This is a genomic window from Burkholderia sp. AU16482 (assembly GCF_002223285.1).
GTDB classification, from domain to species: domain Bacteria; phylum Pseudomonadota; class Gammaproteobacteria; order Burkholderiales; family Burkholderiaceae; genus Burkholderia; species Burkholderia semiarida.
Window position 1 is genome coordinate 1,152,225 of record NZ_NKEY01000003.1, and the last position, 17,159, is coordinate 1,169,383.

Sequence of the window (17,159 nt, forward strand, 5' to 3'; positions counted from 1 at the left end):
GCCGTTATCCGGTGTGAGCGCGATCACGGCCACTGCATGCACATGCACTTGTGAGCGTCATACCCGCGCGCCGCGTGCGCGCGGCCGCAATCAGGATCGCGATGGAACCGACCTTCCAACCCTCCCGTTCAGCCCACCCCGTGCTGTCCGTCTCCGGCATCGGCAAGACCTATGCCGAACCCGTGCTCGCCGACGTCACGCTGACGCTCGATGCAGGCCAGGCGCTCGCGCTGACCGGCGAGAACGGCGCGGGCAAGAGCACGCTGTCGAAGATCATCGGCGGGCTCGTCGACCCGACCACCGGTACGATGCAGCTCGGCGGCGAGGCCTATGCGCCGGCGAGCCGCACGCAGGCCGAGGCGCTCGGCGTGCGCATGGTGATGCAGGAGCTGAATCTGCTGCCGACGCTGACCGTCGCCGAAAACCTGTTTCTGAACCGACTGCCGCGCCGCTTCGGCATCATCGATCGCGCGCGGCTGCGCGACGACGCGCGCGCGGCGATGGCGCAGGTCGGGCTCGACGCGGTCGACCCCGATACGCCGGTCGGCGCGCTCGGCATCGGCCACCAGCAGATGGTGGAGATCGCCCGCAACCTGATCGGCGACTGCCGCGTGCTGATTCTCGACGAGCCGACCGCGATGCTGACCGCGCGCGAAGTCGAGCTGCTGTTCGAGCAGATCGACCGGCTGAAGGCGCGCGGCGTCGCGATCGTCTACATCTCGCACCGGCTCGAAGAGCTCGCGCGCGTCGCCGAGCGCGTCGCGGTGCTGCGCGACGGCCGGCTCGTGCATGCGGGCGACATGGCGGCGACGACGTCCGACGGGCTCGTCACGCTGATGGTCGGGCGCGAGATCGGCGAACACATCGATCTCGGCGAGCGCCGGTTCGGCGCGCCGCGGCTCGCGGTATCGGGCCTCACGCGCGGGACGGCCGTGCGCGACGTGTCGCTGGAGGTGCGCGCGGGCGAGATCTTCGGCATCTCCGGGCTGATCGGCGCAGGGCGCACCGAGCTGCTGCGGCTGATCTACGGCGCCGATACGCCGGACGCCGGGACGATCGCGGTCGGCCAGCCGCTGAAGCCGGCGCGGATCGCGTCGCCCGTCGAGGCGGTGAAGCTGGGCATCGCGCTGATCACCGAGGATCGCAAGGGGGAAGGGCTGCTGCTGTCGCAGTCGATCACCGCGAACGTTTCGCTCGGCCAGCTCGACCGGCTCGCGCGCGGCGGCATCGTCGATTCCGCACGCGAAACGGCGCTCGCCGAGCAGCAGATCGAGGCGCTGCGGATCCGCACGCACGGCGCGGCGCAGGCGGTCGGCGAGCTGTCGGGCGGCAACCAGCAGAAGGTCGTGATCGGCCGCTGGCTCGCGCGCGACATGGGTGTGCTGCTGTTCGACGAGCCGACGCGCGGGATCGACGTCGGCGCCAAATTCGAGATCTACACTTTGATGGGCGCGCTCGCGCGCGAAGGCCGCGCGCTCGTGGTCGTATCGAGCGACCTGCGCGAGCTGATGCTGATCTGCGACCGGATCGGCGTGATGTCGGCCGGGCGCATGACCGCCGTGTTCGAGCGCGGCAACTGGACCCAGGATGCGCTGCTGGCCGCGGCATTCGCCGGCTTCGGCCGCGAGACGCCGGCCGCCGCCATGCAGCATCCGGACGCGGGGCAGGCGCGCGGCGCCGCTCCGGGCACTTCGACGACAGGACGACAGCAATGACCCAGCCTCCCGTATCCCCGACCGACGCAGGCGCGCAGCAGGACGTGACCGGGCGCCGCGCGCGCACGCTGTCCGGCACGCGGCTCGGCCTGTCGAACTATCTCGGGCTCGCCGGCGCGCTGGCCGCGATGATCGCGCTGTTCTCGGCGCTGAGCTCGCATTTCCTGACCTACGACACGTTCAGCACGATCGCGAACCAGATTCCCGATCTCGTCGTGATGTCGGTCGGGATGACCTTCGTGCTGATCATCGCCGGGATCGACCTGTCGGTCGGCTCGGTGCTGGCGCTCGCCGCGTCGATGGTCAGCGTCGCCGCGCTGAAGTGGCAGTGGGGGCCGCTGCCGGCCGCGCTGATCGGGATCGCGGTCGCGACCGCGACGGGCGCGCTGACCGGCGCGGTCACGGTGGGCTGGCGAATTCCGTCGTTCATCGTGTCGCTCGGCGTGCTGGAGGCCGCGCGCGGCCTCGCGTACCAACTGACGAATTCGCGCACCGCGTATATCGGCGACGCGTTCGATTTCCTGTCGAACCCGATCGCGCTGGGCATCTCGCCGGCGTTCCTGATCGCGGTCGCGGTGATGATCGCCGCCCAGTTCGTGCTCACGCGCACCGTGTTCGGGCGCTATCTGGTCGGGATCGGCACGAACGAGGAAGCGGTCCGACTTGCAGGGGTTAACCCGCGGCCGTATAAAATCCTCGTATTCGCACTGATGGGCGCGCTCGCGGGGCTCGCGTCGCTGTTCCAGATTTCGCGGCTCGAGGCGGCCGATCCGAACGCGGGCGCGGGCCTCGAACTGCAGGTCATCGCCGCCGTCGTGATCGGCGGCACGAGCCTGATGGGCGGGCGCGGCTCGGTGATCAGCACGTTCTTCGGCGTGTTGATCATTTCCGTGCTGGCCGCGGGGCTGGCGCAGATCGGTGCGAACGAGCCGACCAAACGGATCATCACGGGCGCGGTGATCGTCGTGGCGGTCGTGCTCGATACGTATCGCAGCCGGCGTACGCGCGTGCGGTAAAAAGACAGACAGAACAGACCAGAGAGAAACGGGAAATGGCGACGATCAAGGATGTGGCGGCCATGGCGGGCGTGTCATTTACGACCGTCTCGCACGTGGTGAACAATTCGCGGCCGGTGTCCGCGGATGTGCGTGCGAAGGTCGAGGGCGCGATCCGCGAGCTGAATTACGTGCCGTCGGCCGTGGCGCGCTCGCTGAAGGCGCGGGCGACGGCGACGATCGGCCTCGTCGTGCCGAACAGCACGAATCCGTACTTCGCCGAGCTGGCGCGCGGCATCGAGGATCAGTGCGCGGCCAACGGCTATTGCGTGTTCTTCTGCAATTCGGACGACGATCCCGTGAAGCAGCGCAACTACCTGCGCGTGCTGCAGGAAAAGCGCATCGACGGGCTGATCGTCGCGTCGGCGGGCGAGGACGCGGTGCTCGCGCAGACGCTCGCCGATATCCATGCGCCGCTCGTCGTCGTCGATCGCAACATCGAGGGGCTCGCGGCCGATCTCGTGCAGATCGACCACGAGCGCGGCGCGTACCTGGCGACGCGCCACCTGCTCGAACTCGGGCACGCGAAGATCGGCTGCATCACCGGGCCGACCGACACCGCCGTCAGCGCGATGCGCGTGCACGGCTTCATCCGCGCGATGGCCGAGCGCGGGGTCGACATCGTGCCGGGCGCGATCGCGGAAAGCGATTTTTCGTGCCTGGGCGGCTATCACGCGGCGTCGCGGCTATTCGAATCGGTGCGGCCGAGCGCGATCTTCGCGGGCAACGACCTGATGGGCGTCGGCGCGCTGCGCGCGGCGGCCGAGCGCGGGCTGCGCGTGCCCGACGACTGCTCGATCATCGGCTTCGACGACATCGAATTTTCCCGCTACACGTATCCGGCGCTGTCGACGGTCGGCCAGTCGGTGCGCGCGCTGGGCGAAATGGCCGCGCAGACGCTGATCGAACGGATCGGCGGCGGTTCCACGGCCGTGCCAAGCCGTCGCCGCGTCGTGTCGCCGCGCCTCGTGCTGCGCGAATCGACGGCGGTCTATCGCGAGCCGGCCGCGCCGGGCGCTCGCGCATGACGGCGAGCGTAACGGGCGCCGGCCGCGTGACGGTGGTCGGCAGCCTCAACATGGATCTCGTCGTGCGGGCGCCTCGGCTGCCGCTGCCGGGGGAAACGCTCGCCGGACATGCGTTCGCGCAGGCGGCGGGCGGCAAGGGCGGCAACCAGGCCGTCGCCGCCGCCCGGCTCGGCGCGCAGGTCGCGATGATCGGCTGCGTCGGCGCGGATGCGCACGGCGCAGCGCTGCGCGCGGGCCTCGAGGCCGAGGGAATCGACTGCGCGGGGCTCGCGACGAGCGCGTCGGCGTCGACCGGCGTCGCGCTGATCGTCGTCGACGACGGAAGCCAGAACGCGATCGTGATCGTCGCGGGCGGCAACGGCGAGGTCACGACCGATACGATCGCGCGGCACGAGGCCGCGCTGGCGGCGGCCGACGTGCTGATCTGCCAGCTGGAGACGCCGCCGGACGCGGTGTTCGCGGCGCTGTCGGCCGGGCGCCGCCTCGGCCGCACGGTGGTGCTCAATCCGGCGCCGGCCGTCGCGCCGCTGCCGGACGGCTGGCTGCCGCTCGTCGATTACCTGATCCCGAACGAGGTCGAGGCGGCCGCGCTGACCGGGCTGCCGGTGCGCGATCCGGCACAGGCCGAAACCGCCGCGCGGGCGCTCCAGGCCGGTGGCGCGCGCAACGTGCTGATCACGCTCGGCGCGCGCGGCGTGCTTGCGCTGACGGCCGACGGCGCCGCGCGCCACTATCCGGCGCCCGTCGTGCAGGCCATCGACACGACGGCGGCCGGCGACACCTTCATCGGCGGCTTTTCCGCACGGCTCGCGGCCGGCGCGGACGTCGACACGGCCATCCGCTTCGCGCAACGCGCGGCGGCGCTGTCGGTCACGCGCGCGGGCGCGCAGCCGTCGATTCCGACGCGCGCCGAATTGGCCGACTAGGGCCGGATCCCCGGTTTTCCGGTTCCATCGCGCTGCCGGTCCGTCGCATGAGACGGCTGGCGGCGGCCCCGCAATGCTTGGCGTTTCCACTGGCCTTTGGCGATTCCCCATCCCGACCCGAATTCCGTCATTTATTCAGACTTATGAAATAAACAGACGAATAATTCGAAATAAACACGCTAAAACCATCAAGTTATGCGTCGTGCGGTCGTAAATGCACCAAGTGAAGCAATGCTTCGAGCCAACGGGCCAGGCCCGTTCAAGACGACGCAACACAGGATGGATGATGGTGTTCAGGAACCTGACGATTCGAGCGCGCATCGGTTTCACGATGGCGTTTCTGGCGGTACTGCTGGCGGTGACCGGCGTGCTCGGTCTGCACGGGATGACGCGTTCGAACGATTCGACGCGCGAGATTTTCACGAACCAGATGCCGAGCGCGGTCGACGTGGCGATGGCGGAAATGTTCGCCGCGCGCGAGCGCCTCGCGCTCGACCGTGCCGCGCTGCTGGTCGGCACGCCCGACTCGGCGGCGGCCATCGAGCGCAGCCGCGCGATGCGGGCGCAATCGGACGCCTGGTGGCAGAAGTACCTTGCGCTGCCGCGCGACGCCGACGAGGACCGGCTCGCACAGGACGTCGTCGCCCGGCGCAAGGTGCTGCAGAGCAGTTGCGACGCGTTCGCGAGCGCGGTCGCGGCCGGCGACCACGAGCGGATCGGCGACGGCGCCAAGCAGCTTCAGGCGCGCTATACCGAGCTGGCCGCGGCCGGTGAAGCGCTGCGCGGCTTCCAGTTCACCAATGCGCAAGCGCGCTTCGATCAGGCCGAATCGGTGTTCGAGACGATGCGCGTGCTGTCGATCGTCGTGCTGCTGGTCGGTATCGGCGCCGCGGTGCTGTCGTGGCTGACGCTGAGCCGCGCGATCGGCCGCCCGATCGCCGATGCGCTGTCGCATTTCGACGCGATCGCCGCGGGCGACCTGCGCCGGCCGATCGTCGTGGACCGGCGCGACGAGATGGGCCAGTTGCTGGCAGGCCTCGCGAGGATGCAGCGCGGGCTCGTCGACACGGTGCGCACCATGCGCGGCGGCAGCGAGTCGATCGCGACCGCGGCCCGCCAGATCGCGGCCGGCAACATCGACCTGTCGTCGCGTACCGAGGAACAGGCTGCTGCGCTGCAGGAAACCGCGTCCAGCATGGAGCAACTGACGGGCACCGTGAAGCAGAATGCGGACAATGCGCGTCAGGCAAGCTCGCTGGCCGCGAATGCGTCCGAAATTGCGAACAAGGGCAACACGGTGGTCGGCCAGGTGGTCGGCACGATGGGTGAGATCAACGACAGCTCGGCGAAAATCGCGGACATCATCGCGATCATCGAGGGAATCGCGTTCCAGACCAACATTCTGGCGCTGAATGCGGCCGTCGAAGCCGCGCGGGCGGGCGAGGAAGGCCGCGGCTTCGCGGTCGTCGCGGGCGAAGTGCGCAGCCTCGCGCAGCGCTCGTCGAGCGCGGCGAAGGAAATCAAGGCGCTGATCGACGCGTCGGTGGAGCGTATCCGGACGGGCTCGACGCTGGTCGACGAGGCGGGGCGCACGATGAGCGACGTGATCGGCGCGGTCCAGCGCGTGACGGACATCATGGGCGAGATCGCGGCGGCGTCCGAGGAACAGAGTGGCGGGATCGACCAGGTGGCGCGCGCGGTCGCGCAGATGGACGAGGTCACGCAGCAGAATGCCGCGCTCGTCGAGGAAGCCGCGGCCGCCGCGCAGTCGCTCGAGGAGCAGGCGGCCCGCCTGCGCGAAACGGCGGCGGTATTCCAGCTCGACGACGAGGCGGCACGTGCGGGCACCGTCGTTGCCGTTGCCGCACGTCATGCAACGCGTGCGCCTTCCGCGCCGACCGCTGCGCCCGCACCGGCTGCCGCGCGCGTCGAGCGCGAGGCCGCGCCGAAACGCGCGAGCGCCGCGATGCCGGCGCGCAAGCCCGCCGCCGTGTCGGCCGCCCCCGCACCCGCGCCGGCCGCCGCGACCGCCGGCGGCGACGACTGGGAGACGTTCTGATTCGCGTGCGCCGCGTATCTATCCCCATTTGGTGACGACGCCCGCGATCCGCGGGCGTTGCCGTTTCTGCGGCGGACGAAATGTGACGGTGCGGACGAGTCGATCGCGCATCGGCAGGTGTGCCGAGCGTCGCGCACCGAGAGATTCGCCGGAATGCGCTGCGTGCGCGTCATGTTCCCGCGTTCGTCGTACGGGTATGTCCGTAAGGGACTGCGAAAAAAATTTGTAACGGTTCGCGCGGCGTGTCATCGCACGCGGCCGCTCGAACGTAAAGGGATGAAGGGAGGAGGTGGCGACGTCGGCGGTGTCCAACGCACGAGACGTTTCGGTGTTCGACGAGACGCGGCGGATGCAGTTTCTGCGGCTCGGGAGATCGATTGTAAAACGACGAAATGCGTTGTCCAAGCGGTGTTGTCGAGAATGACGAACTTCATACGAAGAGTTCGTGAAAAAAAATAAGAAAGGGTTTAGGATGAATTCGAACGCGCTTGCTTCTGCGCAGTCATACGAAGGCAGGCACGTCTTCAGACTCAGGCGAGGGAGGTAGCATGGATATTTACAGCAGCTTCGCGAACCGCTTCGAAAAAACGCGAGAGGAAGAGCTCTCGCTGGAGGAGTATCTCGCGCTCTGCAAGAACGATCCATCCGCGTACGCGACGGCTGGTGAACGCATGCTGGAAGCAATCGGGGAACCTGAACAGATCGATACCCGCAACGACCCGCGCCTGTCGCGGATCTTCGCGAACAAGGTCATCAAGGTGTATCCGGCATTCCGTGAGTTCTACGGAATGGAGGAGGTGATCGAGCAGGTGGTCGCGTACTTCCGCCACGCTGCGCAAGGTCTTGAAGAGAAGAAGCAGATCCTCTATCTGCTGGGCCCGGTGGGCGGCGGCAAGTCGTCGATCGCCGAGCGCCTGAAGCAACTGATGGAGCGCGTGCCGTTCTATGCGCTGAAGGGCTCGCCCGTCAACGAGTCGCCGCTCGGGCTGTTCGACTACGACGAGGATGGTCCGATCCTCGAGGAACAGTACGGCATTCCGCGCCGCTACCTGAAAAGCATCCTGAGTCCGTGGGCCGTCAAGCGCCTGCACGAATACAACGGCGACATCCGCCAGTTCCGCGTGGTGCGCCGCTATCCGTCGATCCTGCGGCAGGTCGGCATCGCGAAGACCGAGCCGGGCGACGAGAACAACCAGGACATCTCGTCGCTGGTCGGCAAGGTCGACATCCGCAAGCTTGAGCAATACGCGCAGGACGATGCCGACGCGTACAGCTACTCGGGCGGCCTGTGCCTCGCGAACCAGGGTCTGCTCGAATTCGTCGAAATGTTCAAGGCGCCGATCAAGGTGCTGCACCCGCTGCTGACCGCGACGCAGGAAGGCAACTTCAAGGGTACCGAAGGTTTCGGCGCGATTCCGTTCGACGGTGTGATTCTTGCGCACTCGAACGAGTCGGAGTGGAAGGCTTTCCGCAACAACCGCAACAACGAGGCACTGCTCGACCGGATCTTCGTCGTGAAGGTGCCGTACTGTCTGCGCGTGTCGGAAGAGATCAAGATCTACGAGAAGCTGATCCGCAATTCGTCGCTGGCCGAGGCCGTATGCGCGCCGGGCACGCTGAAGATGATGTCGCAGTTCTCGGTGCTGTCGCGCCTGCACGAGCCGGAGAATTCGAGCCTGTTCTCGAAGATGCAGGTGTACGACGGCGAGAATCTGAAGGACACCGATCCGAAGGCGAAGTCGTACCAGGAGTATCGCGATTACGCGGGCGTGGACGAAGGGATGACCGGCGTATCGACACGCTTCGCGTTCAAGATCCTGTCGCGCGTGTTCAACTTCGACACGAGCGAGGTCGCGGCGAACCCGGTGCATTTGATGTACGTGCTCGAACAGCAGATCGAACGCGAGCAGTTCCCGCCGGAAACCGAGCAGAAGTACCTGTCGTTCGTGAAGGACGTGCTCGCGTCGCGCTATGCGGAGTTCATCGGCAAGGAGATCCAGACGGCGTATCTCGAGTCGTATTCGGAGTACGGCCAGAACATCTTCGACCGCTACGTCACGTATGCGGACTTCTGGATCCAGGACCAGGAATTCCGCGATCACGACACGGGCGAGAGCTTCGATCGCGCCGCGCTGAATGCGGAGCTGGAGAAGATCGAGAAGCCGGCCGGGATCAGCAATCCGAAGGATTTCCGCAACGAGATCGTGAACTTCGTGCTGCGCGCACGGGCGGCGAACGCCGGCAAGAACCCCGTGTGGACGAGCTACGAGAAGTTGCGGGTCGTGATCGAGAAGAAGATGTTCTCGAATACCGAGGAACTGTTGCCGGTCATTTCGTTCAACGCGAAGGGCTCGGCGGAGGAGCAGCGCAAGCATGAGGACTTTGTGAACCGGATGGTCGCGAAGGGCTATACGCCGAAGCAGGTGAGGCTGCTTTGCGACTGGTACCTGCGCGTGCGCAAGTCGTCATGACACGCGCGGTATCGCGCCCGTACGGCGAGTCCGTACGGGCACTTTCAGAGGCGCCACCCGCATGACGGCAGACGGCATGCGCGGCGAGTGCCCCGGCAGATCGACTTTCGAGCGGGAGACCGGGAGTGCTTCATCAAATCATCGACCGCAGGCTGGCCGGCAAGAACAAGAGCATCGCCAATCGCGAACGCTTCCTGCGTCGCGTCAAGAACTACATTCGTCGCGCCGTGTCCGACGCGGTGCGCGACCGTAGCATCAAGGATATCCAGAGCACGCAGAGCATCACGATCCCGCGCAAGGACATCGCGGAGCCGAATTTCCGGCACGCGCCGGGCGGGCGTCGTGAATACGTGCACCCCGGCAACGAGGACTACGTGCGCGGCGACAAGATCCCGCGTCCGCAAGGCGGCTCGGGGGGCGGCGGCAGTCAGGCGAGCAACGAGGGCGAAGGGCAGGACGACTTCGTGTTCGAGCTGTCGCGCGACGAGTTCATGCAGTACTTCTTCGACGATCTCGAACTGCCGCGCCTCGTGAAGACGCACCTGCTGACGGTGCCGAGCTGGAAGAACGTGCGCGCGGGTTGGTCGGCGGAAGGCACGCCGAACAACATCGACGTCGTGCGTTCGCTGCGCAGCGCGCTCGGCCGGCGCATCGCGCTCGGCTCGCCGCTCGTCAACGAGTTGCGCGAGCTCGAGGCGCAGCTCGAAGCGCTGAAGAGCGACCCCGAAGACCGCCGCGCGGAAATCGCGACGCTCGAAGCCGAGATCCATCACCTGAAAGGGCGCATCTGGCGGATTCCGTTCATCGACCCTTTCGACCTGCGCTACATCAACCGCGTGAAGCAGCCGCAGCCGTCGAGCCAGGCCGTGATGTTCTGCCTGATGGACGTGTCGGGCTCGATGGACGAGCAGCGCAAGGATCTTGCAAAGCGCTTCTTCATCCTGCTTTACCTGTTCCTCAAGCGCAACTACGAGCGCATCGAAGTGGTGTTCATCCGCCACCATACGCGCGCCGAGGAGGTCGACGAGGACACCTTCTTCCATTCGACCGAAAGCGGCGGCACGGTGGTGTCGAGCGCGCTCGAACTGATGCGTAAGGTAATGGACGAGCGCTACTCGCCGACCGAGTGGAACATCTACGGCGCGCAGGCGTCCGACGGCGACAACTGGACTGACGATTCGCCCAAGTGTCGCAAAATCCTGGAAGAGGATATCCTCACCAAGACGCGTTACTTCGCGTATATCCAGGTCGCGCCGGAAGAGCAGAACCTGTGGCTGGAATACGCGCAACTGGCCCTGTCGCAACCGCATCTCGCGATGAAAAAAGTGGAATCGGCTGCGGACATTTACCCGGTGTTTCGCGAATTGTTCGAAAAGCAGGTGGAAATGTCATGACGAGCCGCCATCTGCACAACGAGTCGCGCGGCTACGAGCCGCGCCCTTCCGGCGACGACACGGCCGGCCCTGCCGCATCGCAGCAACCCGGGCAGGCCGAGCCGCCGCCGGCCGCCGACTTGCCCGGTTCCGGGCAAAAGGAAGCGCGTATGAACGTTGCCGAACGCAAGCCGCTGCCGTGCCCGTCCGACTGGACGTTCGAATTGCTCGAGGAATACGACACGCACATCTCGCAGGTTGCCGAACAATACGAGCTCGACATCTACCCGATCCAGCTCGAACTGATCAGCGCCGAGCAGATGATGGACGCGTATGCGTCGGTCGGGATGCCCGTCAACTACCGTCACTGGTCGTTCGGCAAGCACTTCCTCGCGACCGAGAAGAGCTACCGCCGCGGGCAGATGGGCCTGGCGTACGAAATCGTCATCAATTCGAACCCGTGCATCGCGTATCTGATGGAAGAGAACACGATGACGATGCAGGCGCTCGTCATCGCGCACGCGGCGTACGGGCACAATTCGTTCTTCAAGGGCAACTACCTGTTCAGGCTGTGGACGGACGCGCACGCGATCATCGACTATCTCGTGTACGCGAAGAACTACGTCGCGGAATGCGAGGAGCGCTACGGTCTCGATCGCGTCGAGGAACTGCTCGACTCGTGCCATGCGCTGATGAACTACGGCGTCGACCGCTACAAGCGGCCGCAGAAGCCGTCGCTGTCGAAGGAAGCGGCGCTGCGGCGCGAGCGCGAGGCGTACCTGCAATCGCAGGTCAACGAACTGTGGCGCACGCTGCCGGGCAAGAAGCCCGAACTGACGGAGGAGCAGGAAGACCGCTATCCGCCCGAGCCGCAGGAGAACCTGCTGTATTTCGCCGAGAAGAATGCGCCGCTGCTCGAACCGTGGGAGCGGGAGGTGATCCGCATCGTGCGCAAGATCGGCCAGTATTTCTATCCGCAGCGGCAGACGCAGGTGATGAACGAAGGCTGGGCGACGTTCTGGCACTACACGCTGCTCAATACGCTGTACAACCAGGGGAAGCTGGAAGACGGCTTCATGATGGAGTTCCTGCACTCGCACAGCAACGTGGTCTATCAGCCGCCCGTCACGAAGCCGTACTACAGCGGGATCAACCCGTATGCGCTCGGCTTCTCGATGATGAGCGACATTCGCAGGATCTGCGAAGCGCCGACGGAAGAGGACTACAAGTGGTTTCCGGAGATCGCGGGCACGCCGTGGCTGCCGGCGATGCACTACGCGATGCGCAACTTCAAGGACGAGAGCTTCATCGCGCAGTACCTGTCGCCGAACCTGATCCGCGAGATGCGGCTCTTCTCGGTGCTCGACGACGACATGCGCGATTCGCTCGAGGTATCGGCGATCCACGACGATTCCGGCTATCAGTACGTGCGGCAGGCGTTGTCGCGGCAGTACGACATCCATCACCGCGAGCCGAACATCCAGGTATGGGCCGTCAACACGCGCGGCGACCGCAGCCTCACGCTGCGCCACTTCATGACCGACAACCGCCACCTGTCGAACGACAGCGACGAAGTGCTCAAGCACATGGCGCGGCTCTGGCAGTTCGACGTGTACCTGGAAAGCGTCGACGAGGCCGGCACCGTGCGCAAGCGCTACGAGTGCCGCTACGTGCCGCCGGAGGTTCGCGTGTGATCGTCGCGGTCGAGCATGTTTGCATCCGACGCCAGCCTGCCGGCTGGCGTTTTCATATGACGAACGGGTGGCGGGAGAAAAATTTTCTACATCCGGACGAACCCGCAAAGCCTGTTACTTTACATTTCGCTAAAATCCCGTAGCGCCGTGCGCCGGAACCGGTGCCACGCGCGACCGCACGCGGCGGCCCCGGCCGTCTCGCCCAGAAAGTACTAAAAGGAACAGACCAACCCATGGACGTCCAGACCGACCAAGCTGCGCTGTCCGCGCATGACACCCGGCGGCGCGTGTTCGCCATCGTCGGCGCCTCATCGGGCAACCTCGTCGAGTGGTTCGACTTCTACATCTACTCATTCTGTGCGCTGTACTTCGCGCCGGCATTCTTCCCGAGCGGCAACACGACGACGCAGCTGCTGAACACGGCCGGCGTGTTCGCGGCCGGCTTCCTGATGCGTCCGATCGGCGGCTGGCTGTTCGGCCGCATCGCCGACCGTCATGGCCGGCGCGCGGCGATGATGATCTCGGTGCTGATGATGTGCGGCGGCTCGCTCGTGATCGCGGTGCTGCCGACCTATGCGCAGATCGGCGCGCTCGCGCCGGCGCTGCTGCTGGTCGCACGGCTGTTCCAGGGCCTGTCGGTGGGCGGCGAGTACGGGACGAGTGCGACCTACATGAGTGAAGTGGCGCTCAAGGGCCGTCGCGGCTTCTTCGCGTCGTTCCAGTACGTGACGCTGATCGGCGGCCAGCTGTGCGCGCTGCTGGTGCTCGTGATCCTGCAGCAGACGCTGTCGGCCGGCGAGCTGAAGGCATGGGGCTGGCGCATTCCGTTCGTGGTCGGCGCGGCGGCCGCGCTGATTTCGCTGTACCTGCGCAAGTCGCTCGACGAGACGTCGACGAGCGCGTCGCGCGACAAGAAGGACGCGGGCACGATCCGCGGCGTGTGGCAGCACAAGGGAGCGTTCTTCACGGTGGTCGGCTTCACGGCCGGCGGCTCGCTGATCTTCTACACGTTCACGACGTACATGCAGAAGTACCTCGTGAACACGGCCGGCATGCACGCGAAGACGGCCAGCAACGTGATGACCGTCGCGCTGCTCGTCTACATGCTGATGCAGCCGGTGTTCGGCGCGCTGTCGGACAAGATCGGCCGCCGCACGTCGATGATCCTGTTCGGCTCGTTCGCGGTGATCGGCACGGTGCCGCTGATGCATGCGCTGAAGGACGTGACGAGCCCGGTGGCCGCCTTCGTGCTGGTGACGGTCGCGCTGGCGATCGTCAGTTTCTACACGTCGATCAGCGGCCTCATCAAGGCCGAGATGTTCCCGCCGGAAGTGCGCGCGATGGGCGTCGGCCTGTCGTATGCGGTGGCGAACGCGATCTTCGGCGGCTCGGCCGAGTACGTCGCGCTGTGGTTCAAGTCGATCGGCAGCGAGGAAACCTTCTACTGGTACGTGACCGTGCTGTGCGCGATCTCGCTGATCGTGTCGTGGCGGATGCGCGATCCGAGCAAGGAAGGGTACCTGCGTCACGAGCCGTGATCGATTGCGCCGTGCGCGCATGTGCATCGTGACGAACGTCCCGCCAGCCGGCGGGACGTTTTCGTTGGTGCGCGCGATTCTGCCGGGGCGACGCACGGTCGGGATCCGGTGCCGGGGCCTGGACAGGCGCGGGCATGAGCGTACGCCGTCATATCGATATGGAAATCGATTCGTTGCCTGTTGCGGGCGATTTCCTTACTCTGAACCCGTAGTTCGTGTGACACCTCCTTGACTGGGATTCGCGCCCGCTGCTTGCAGCGGGCGTTTTTTTGTGCGGCGGCAATGTGTTCTCGTAGCTCGCGCGTCTCATCACGAAACCCGCAGAGCAAAGCACCATTTGTTGGTTCGGATTCGCCGCACGCGCTGATACGTTAGCGGCTTCGCGACGACACACTTCGCCGCGATGTTTTTCGAACCGTGCCGCCGCGCGATCCGCGGCGGCCTCATAACAAATCAGGTCGTGCTCATGAAAATCAACACGCTCGCTACGTGGCTCGTCGGGGTCGCGCTCATTACCGCAGGCACCGTCGCGCATGCGGACCGTCTCGACGACATCAGGAAGGCCGGTGTGCTGCGCGTCGCGACGTTCGACAGCAACCCGCCGTTCGGTTATGTCGACGCGAAAAGCAACCACATCGTCGGTCTCGACGTCGATTACGCGAAGGCGCTTGCCGACAAGCTCGGCGTGAAGCTGCAACTGCAGCCGACCAACCCCGCGAACCGCATTCCGTTCCTGACCTCCGGCAAGGTCGACCTCGTGCTCGCGAATTTCACGATCACCGACGAGCGCGCGAAGCAAGTCGACTTCAGCATCCCGTATTTCTCGTCGGGCCAGCAGTTTCTCGCGAAGAAGGGCGTGCTGAAATCGGCCGACCAGCTGAACGGCCTGCGCGTCGGCGCGGACAAGGGCACGACCAACGAAATCACGCTGCGCGAGAAATTCCCGAAGGCGACGATCGTCGCATACGACGACACGCCGTTCGCATTCGCCGCGCTGCGCGCCGGCAACGTGCAGGCGATCACGCAGGACGGCCCGAAGCTGATCGGCCTGCTCGCGAACGTGCCTGACAAGCAGAACTACGAGATCCCGGCGTTCACGATCTCGAACGACTACATGGGCGTCGGCGTGCCGAAGGGCGAGACGCGCCTGCTCGGCTTCGTCAACGACACGCTGAAGGGGCTCGAGGCGAGCGGCCGCGCCACGCAGATCTACGACGCATGGTTCGGGCCGACGACGAAGACGCCGCTCACGCGCATTTTCCGGATCGGCGACAAGACCTGACCGCTTCCGCACGCACGCCGCGACCGGCCGGAAGATCGGCCGCGCGGCGTTGTTCGCATACCTCCGATCGCGCGCTTCGTGCGCGCTTCCCAGCATGCTCGGGTTGGCTCCCAAATATCTGTCCTGGCTCTGGCAGGGCTTCCTGCTGACACTCGGCCTCGCGGCCGCGTCGGCCGTCGCCGCGACCGTCGGCGGGCTGCTGCTCGCCGTGATGCGGCATGCACGCGGCAGGGCGCCGCGTGCGGCCGCCGCCGCGTACGTGATTGCATTTCGCAACACGCCGTTGCTCGTGCAGTTGCTGTTCTGGTATTTCGGTGTCGCGTCGTTGCTGCCCGATACGTGGACGGCGTGGCTCAATGCGCGCCATGCCGCGAGCGTGGGCCCGTTCACGCTCGCGTGGCCGTCGTTCGAATTCGTGGCCGGGTGGGTCGGGTTGAGCGCCTATACGGCTGCCTTCGTCGCCGAGGAATGCGAAGCCGGCCTGCGCGGCGTGCGGCGTGCGCAACACGATGCGGCGGCCGCGCTCGGCCTCACGCCGATGCAGTCGCTGCGCTACGTGGTGCTGCCGCAGGCCGTGCGCATCGCGTTGCCGCCGTTGTTCGGCCAATACATGAATCTCGTGAAGAACTCGTCGCTCGCGATGGCGATCGGCGTCGCCGAGTTGTCGTATGCGTCGCGGCAGGTCGAGACCGAGACGTTCAAGACGTTCGCCGCATTCGGCGTCGCGACGCTGCTGTACGTCGCGGCGGTGGCCGCGATCGAGGCCGGCGCGTATGCGGCCACGCAATGGCGCGACCGGCTCGGAGCGGGGCGCTGACGATGGATCTTTCGCTGCTTTTCTCGAATCTGCCGTACCTGCTCGTCGGCGCGTTTCCGGACGGCCCGCTCGGCGGCGCCGCGCTGTCGCTGGTGCTGGCGCTCGCGTCCGCGATCGCGTCGGCCGCGCTCGGCGTGGTGCTCGGCGTCGCGATGGCGCTTGCACGCGGCCCGGCGCGCGTGCTGCTGCTCGCGTTCATCGGCTTCTTTCGCGCGATTCCGGTGCTGATGCTGATCTTCTGGACGTATTTCCTGATGCCGGTGCTGCTGCACATGGATGTGCCGGGGCTCGCGACGGTCGTGTGCGCGCTGGCGCTGATCGGTGGCGCGTATCTCGCGCATGCGGTGCATGCGGGGATCGTCGCGGCCGGCGACGGGCAATGGCAGGCCGGGCTGTCGCTCGGGCTCACGCGTTGGCAGACGGTGCGCTACGTGCTGTTGCCACAGGCGATCCGGATCATGACGCCGTCGTTCGTCAACCAGTGGGTCGCGCTCGTGAAGGACACGTCGCTCGCGTATATCGTCGGCGTGCCGGAACTGTCGTTCGTTGCAACGCAGGTGAACAACCGGCTGATGGTGTATCCGGCGCCGATCTTCCTGTTCGTCGCGGCGATCTATCTGGTGCTGTGCACGTCGCTCGACGGCGCGGCGCGGTGGTTGCTGTCGTGGCGGCCGCGGGGGCGGCGTGTCGAGAGCACGGCGGTTGAACGGATCAAATCCTTGCGATGATGTAATCCCGATACGCGGTTGCAAGGGAGCCGATTACTGGTCGCATGCCGATTCGAGTGATCCTGCTCCCGTTCCACGAATGCGATAGTCGAGGAAACACCGGACGGCAGTGCCAGAAACCGGTGAGCGAACGACAGGCGCGCGTCGGTGTGTCGGCCGGTCCTCGGTGGCGAGCAAATAGAAGCTCACCGTGAACATTGCGATGAACGCGAGGCCCAGCCCGATCGACACAATGGTGGGGGGCAGCGATCGCGGAAACTCCTGTGGTAAGTGCGCCGATGCGGAAATGCATCGCCGGAGGTGCCGTATCTGGCCGCGCCGAGGAAGCTGATATGTGGCTGAAAGAAGGCTAATTTCAGGTCATGCGCCGGTTCGCCCTCGCAATTCTGTCAGGGATTTTTGAGATGACGGGTGAGGTAATATTCGCGCGAATAGAGATCACCGGCTCGTCGCTTCTCGGCAACGCTTGACAC

At 65.9% G+C, this 17,159-nt stretch carries 12 protein-coding genes; all 12 read left to right on the forward strand.

The annotated features are described in order from the left end of the window. Positions 1 to 101 precede the first annotated feature (101 nt). The 12 genes from CFB35_RS07945 (at position 102) to CFB35_RS08005 (ending at position 16,686) form a co-directional block, all read left to right on the forward strand. Positions 102 to 1,715 (forward strand): sugar ABC transporter ATP-binding protein, encoded by a 1,614-nt coding sequence (locus CFB35_RS07945; RefSeq protein ID WP_089464728.1) that lies wholly within the window; start codon positions 102 to 104, stop codon positions 1,713 to 1,715. Beyond that, positions 1,712 to 2,731, forward strand: coding sequence for an ABC transporter permease (locus CFB35_RS07950; protein WP_059584134.1), 1,020 nt, complete (start codon positions 1,712 to 1,714; stop codon positions 2,729 to 2,731). The genes CFB35_RS07945 and CFB35_RS07950 overlap by 4 nt, the downstream gene beginning before the upstream one ends. A 35-nt stretch (positions 2,732 to 2,766) precedes the next feature. Next, complete coding sequence (locus CFB35_RS07955; RefSeq protein WP_050012587.1) at positions 2,767 to 3,798, forward strand: LacI family DNA-binding transcriptional regulator; 1,032 nt, start codon at positions 2,767 to 2,769, stop codon at positions 3,796 to 3,798. Then, complete coding sequence (rbsK, locus tag CFB35_RS07960; protein ID WP_059584132.1) at positions 3,795 to 4,724, forward strand: ribokinase; 930 nt, start codon at positions 3,795 to 3,797, stop codon at positions 4,722 to 4,724. Before CFB35_RS07955 ends, rbsK begins: the two co-directional genes overlap by 4 nt. A 286-nt stretch (positions 4,725 to 5,010) precedes the next feature. Then, a complete protein-coding gene (locus CFB35_RS07965) occupies positions 5,011 to 6,783 on the forward strand; it encodes a methyl-accepting chemotaxis protein (RefSeq protein WP_060010123.1) in 1,773 nt (590 codons plus the stop codon). A 548-nt stretch (positions 6,784 to 7,331) separates the two neighbouring features. Continuing rightward, the gene (locus CFB35_RS07975) at positions 7,332 to 9,254 is read left to right on the forward strand and encodes a PrkA family serine protein kinase (protein ID WP_027784391.1); all 1,923 of its coding nucleotides are present in this window, start codon (positions 7,332 to 7,334) and stop codon (positions 9,252 to 9,254) included. Positions 9,255 to 9,379: 125 nt separating this feature from the next. Further along, positions 9,380 to 10,648 (forward strand): YeaH/YhbH family protein, encoded by a 1,269-nt coding sequence (locus tag CFB35_RS07980; protein ID WP_006476064.1) that lies wholly within the window; start codon positions 9,380 to 9,382, stop codon positions 10,646 to 10,648. Continuing rightward, positions 10,645 to 12,321: a SpoVR family protein gene (locus tag CFB35_RS07985; protein WP_059584130.1), complete on the forward strand. Its 1,677-nt coding sequence runs from the start codon at positions 10,645 to 10,647 to the stop codon at positions 12,319 to 12,321. Before CFB35_RS07980 ends, CFB35_RS07985 begins: the two co-directional genes overlap by 4 nt. Before the next feature lie 233 nt (positions 12,322 to 12,554). Next, on the forward strand, positions 12,555 to 13,859 hold the full coding sequence (locus tag CFB35_RS07990) for an MFS family transporter (RefSeq protein ID WP_059584128.1): 1,305 nt from the start codon (positions 12,555 to 12,557) through the stop codon (positions 13,857 to 13,859). A gap of 466 nt (positions 13,860 to 14,325) precedes the next feature. Beyond that, a complete protein-coding gene (locus tag CFB35_RS07995) occupies positions 14,326 to 15,141 on the forward strand; it encodes an ABC transporter substrate-binding protein (RefSeq protein WP_059584343.1) in 816 nt (271 codons plus the stop codon). 94 nt (positions 15,142 to 15,235) lie between these two features. Further along, on the forward strand, positions 15,236 to 15,958 hold the full coding sequence (locus CFB35_RS08000; protein ID WP_059643266.1) for an amino acid ABC transporter permease: 723 nt from the start codon (positions 15,236 to 15,238) through the stop codon (positions 15,956 to 15,958). 2 nt (positions 15,959 to 15,960) lie between these two features. Next, complete coding sequence (locus tag CFB35_RS08005) at positions 15,961 to 16,686, forward strand: amino acid ABC transporter permease (RefSeq protein WP_089464975.1); 726 nt, start codon at positions 15,961 to 15,963, stop codon at positions 16,684 to 16,686. The last annotated feature ends 473 nt before the right edge of the window (positions 16,687 to 17,159 follow it).

What these genes read in the sequence shown, in the direction of transcription:
- CFB35_RS07950 (WP_059584134.1), top strand. Translation starts at nt 1,712, where the DNA reads ATGACCCAGCCTCCCGTATCCCCGACCGACGCAGGCGCGCAGCAGGAC.
- CFB35_RS07985 (WP_059584130.1), top strand. Translation starts at nt 10,645, where the DNA reads ATGACGAGCCGCCATCTGCACAACGAGTCGCGCGGCTACGAGCCGCGC.
- CFB35_RS08000 (WP_059643266.1), top strand. Translation starts at nt 15,236, where the DNA reads ATGCTCGGGTTGGCTCCCAAATATCTGTCCTGGCTCTGGCAGGGCTTC.
- CFB35_RS08005 (WP_089464975.1), top strand. Translation starts at nt 15,961, where the DNA reads ATGGATCTTTCGCTGCTTTTCTCGAATCTGCCGTACCTGCTCGTCGGC.
- CFB35_RS07975 (WP_027784391.1), top strand. Translation starts at nt 7,332, where the DNA reads ATGGATATTTACAGCAGCTTCGCGAACCGCTTCGAAAAAACGCGAGAG.
- rbsK (WP_059584132.1), top strand. Translation starts at nt 3,795, where the DNA reads ATGACGGCGAGCGTAACGGGCGCCGGCCGCGTGACGGTGGTCGGCAGC.
- CFB35_RS07955 (WP_050012587.1), top strand. Translation starts at nt 2,767, where the DNA reads ATGGCGACGATCAAGGATGTGGCGGCCATGGCGGGCGTGTCATTTACG.
- CFB35_RS07965 (WP_060010123.1), top strand. Translation starts at nt 5,011, where the DNA reads ATGGTGTTCAGGAACCTGACGATTCGAGCGCGCATCGGTTTCACGATG.
- CFB35_RS07990 (WP_059584128.1), top strand. Translation starts at nt 12,555, where the DNA reads ATGGACGTCCAGACCGACCAAGCTGCGCTGTCCGCGCATGACACCCGG.
- CFB35_RS07945 (WP_089464728.1), top strand. Translation starts at nt 102, where the DNA reads ATGGAACCGACCTTCCAACCCTCCCGTTCAGCCCACCCCGTGCTGTCC.
- CFB35_RS07995 (WP_059584343.1), top strand. Translation starts at nt 14,326, where the DNA reads ATGAAAATCAACACGCTCGCTACGTGGCTCGTCGGGGTCGCGCTCATT.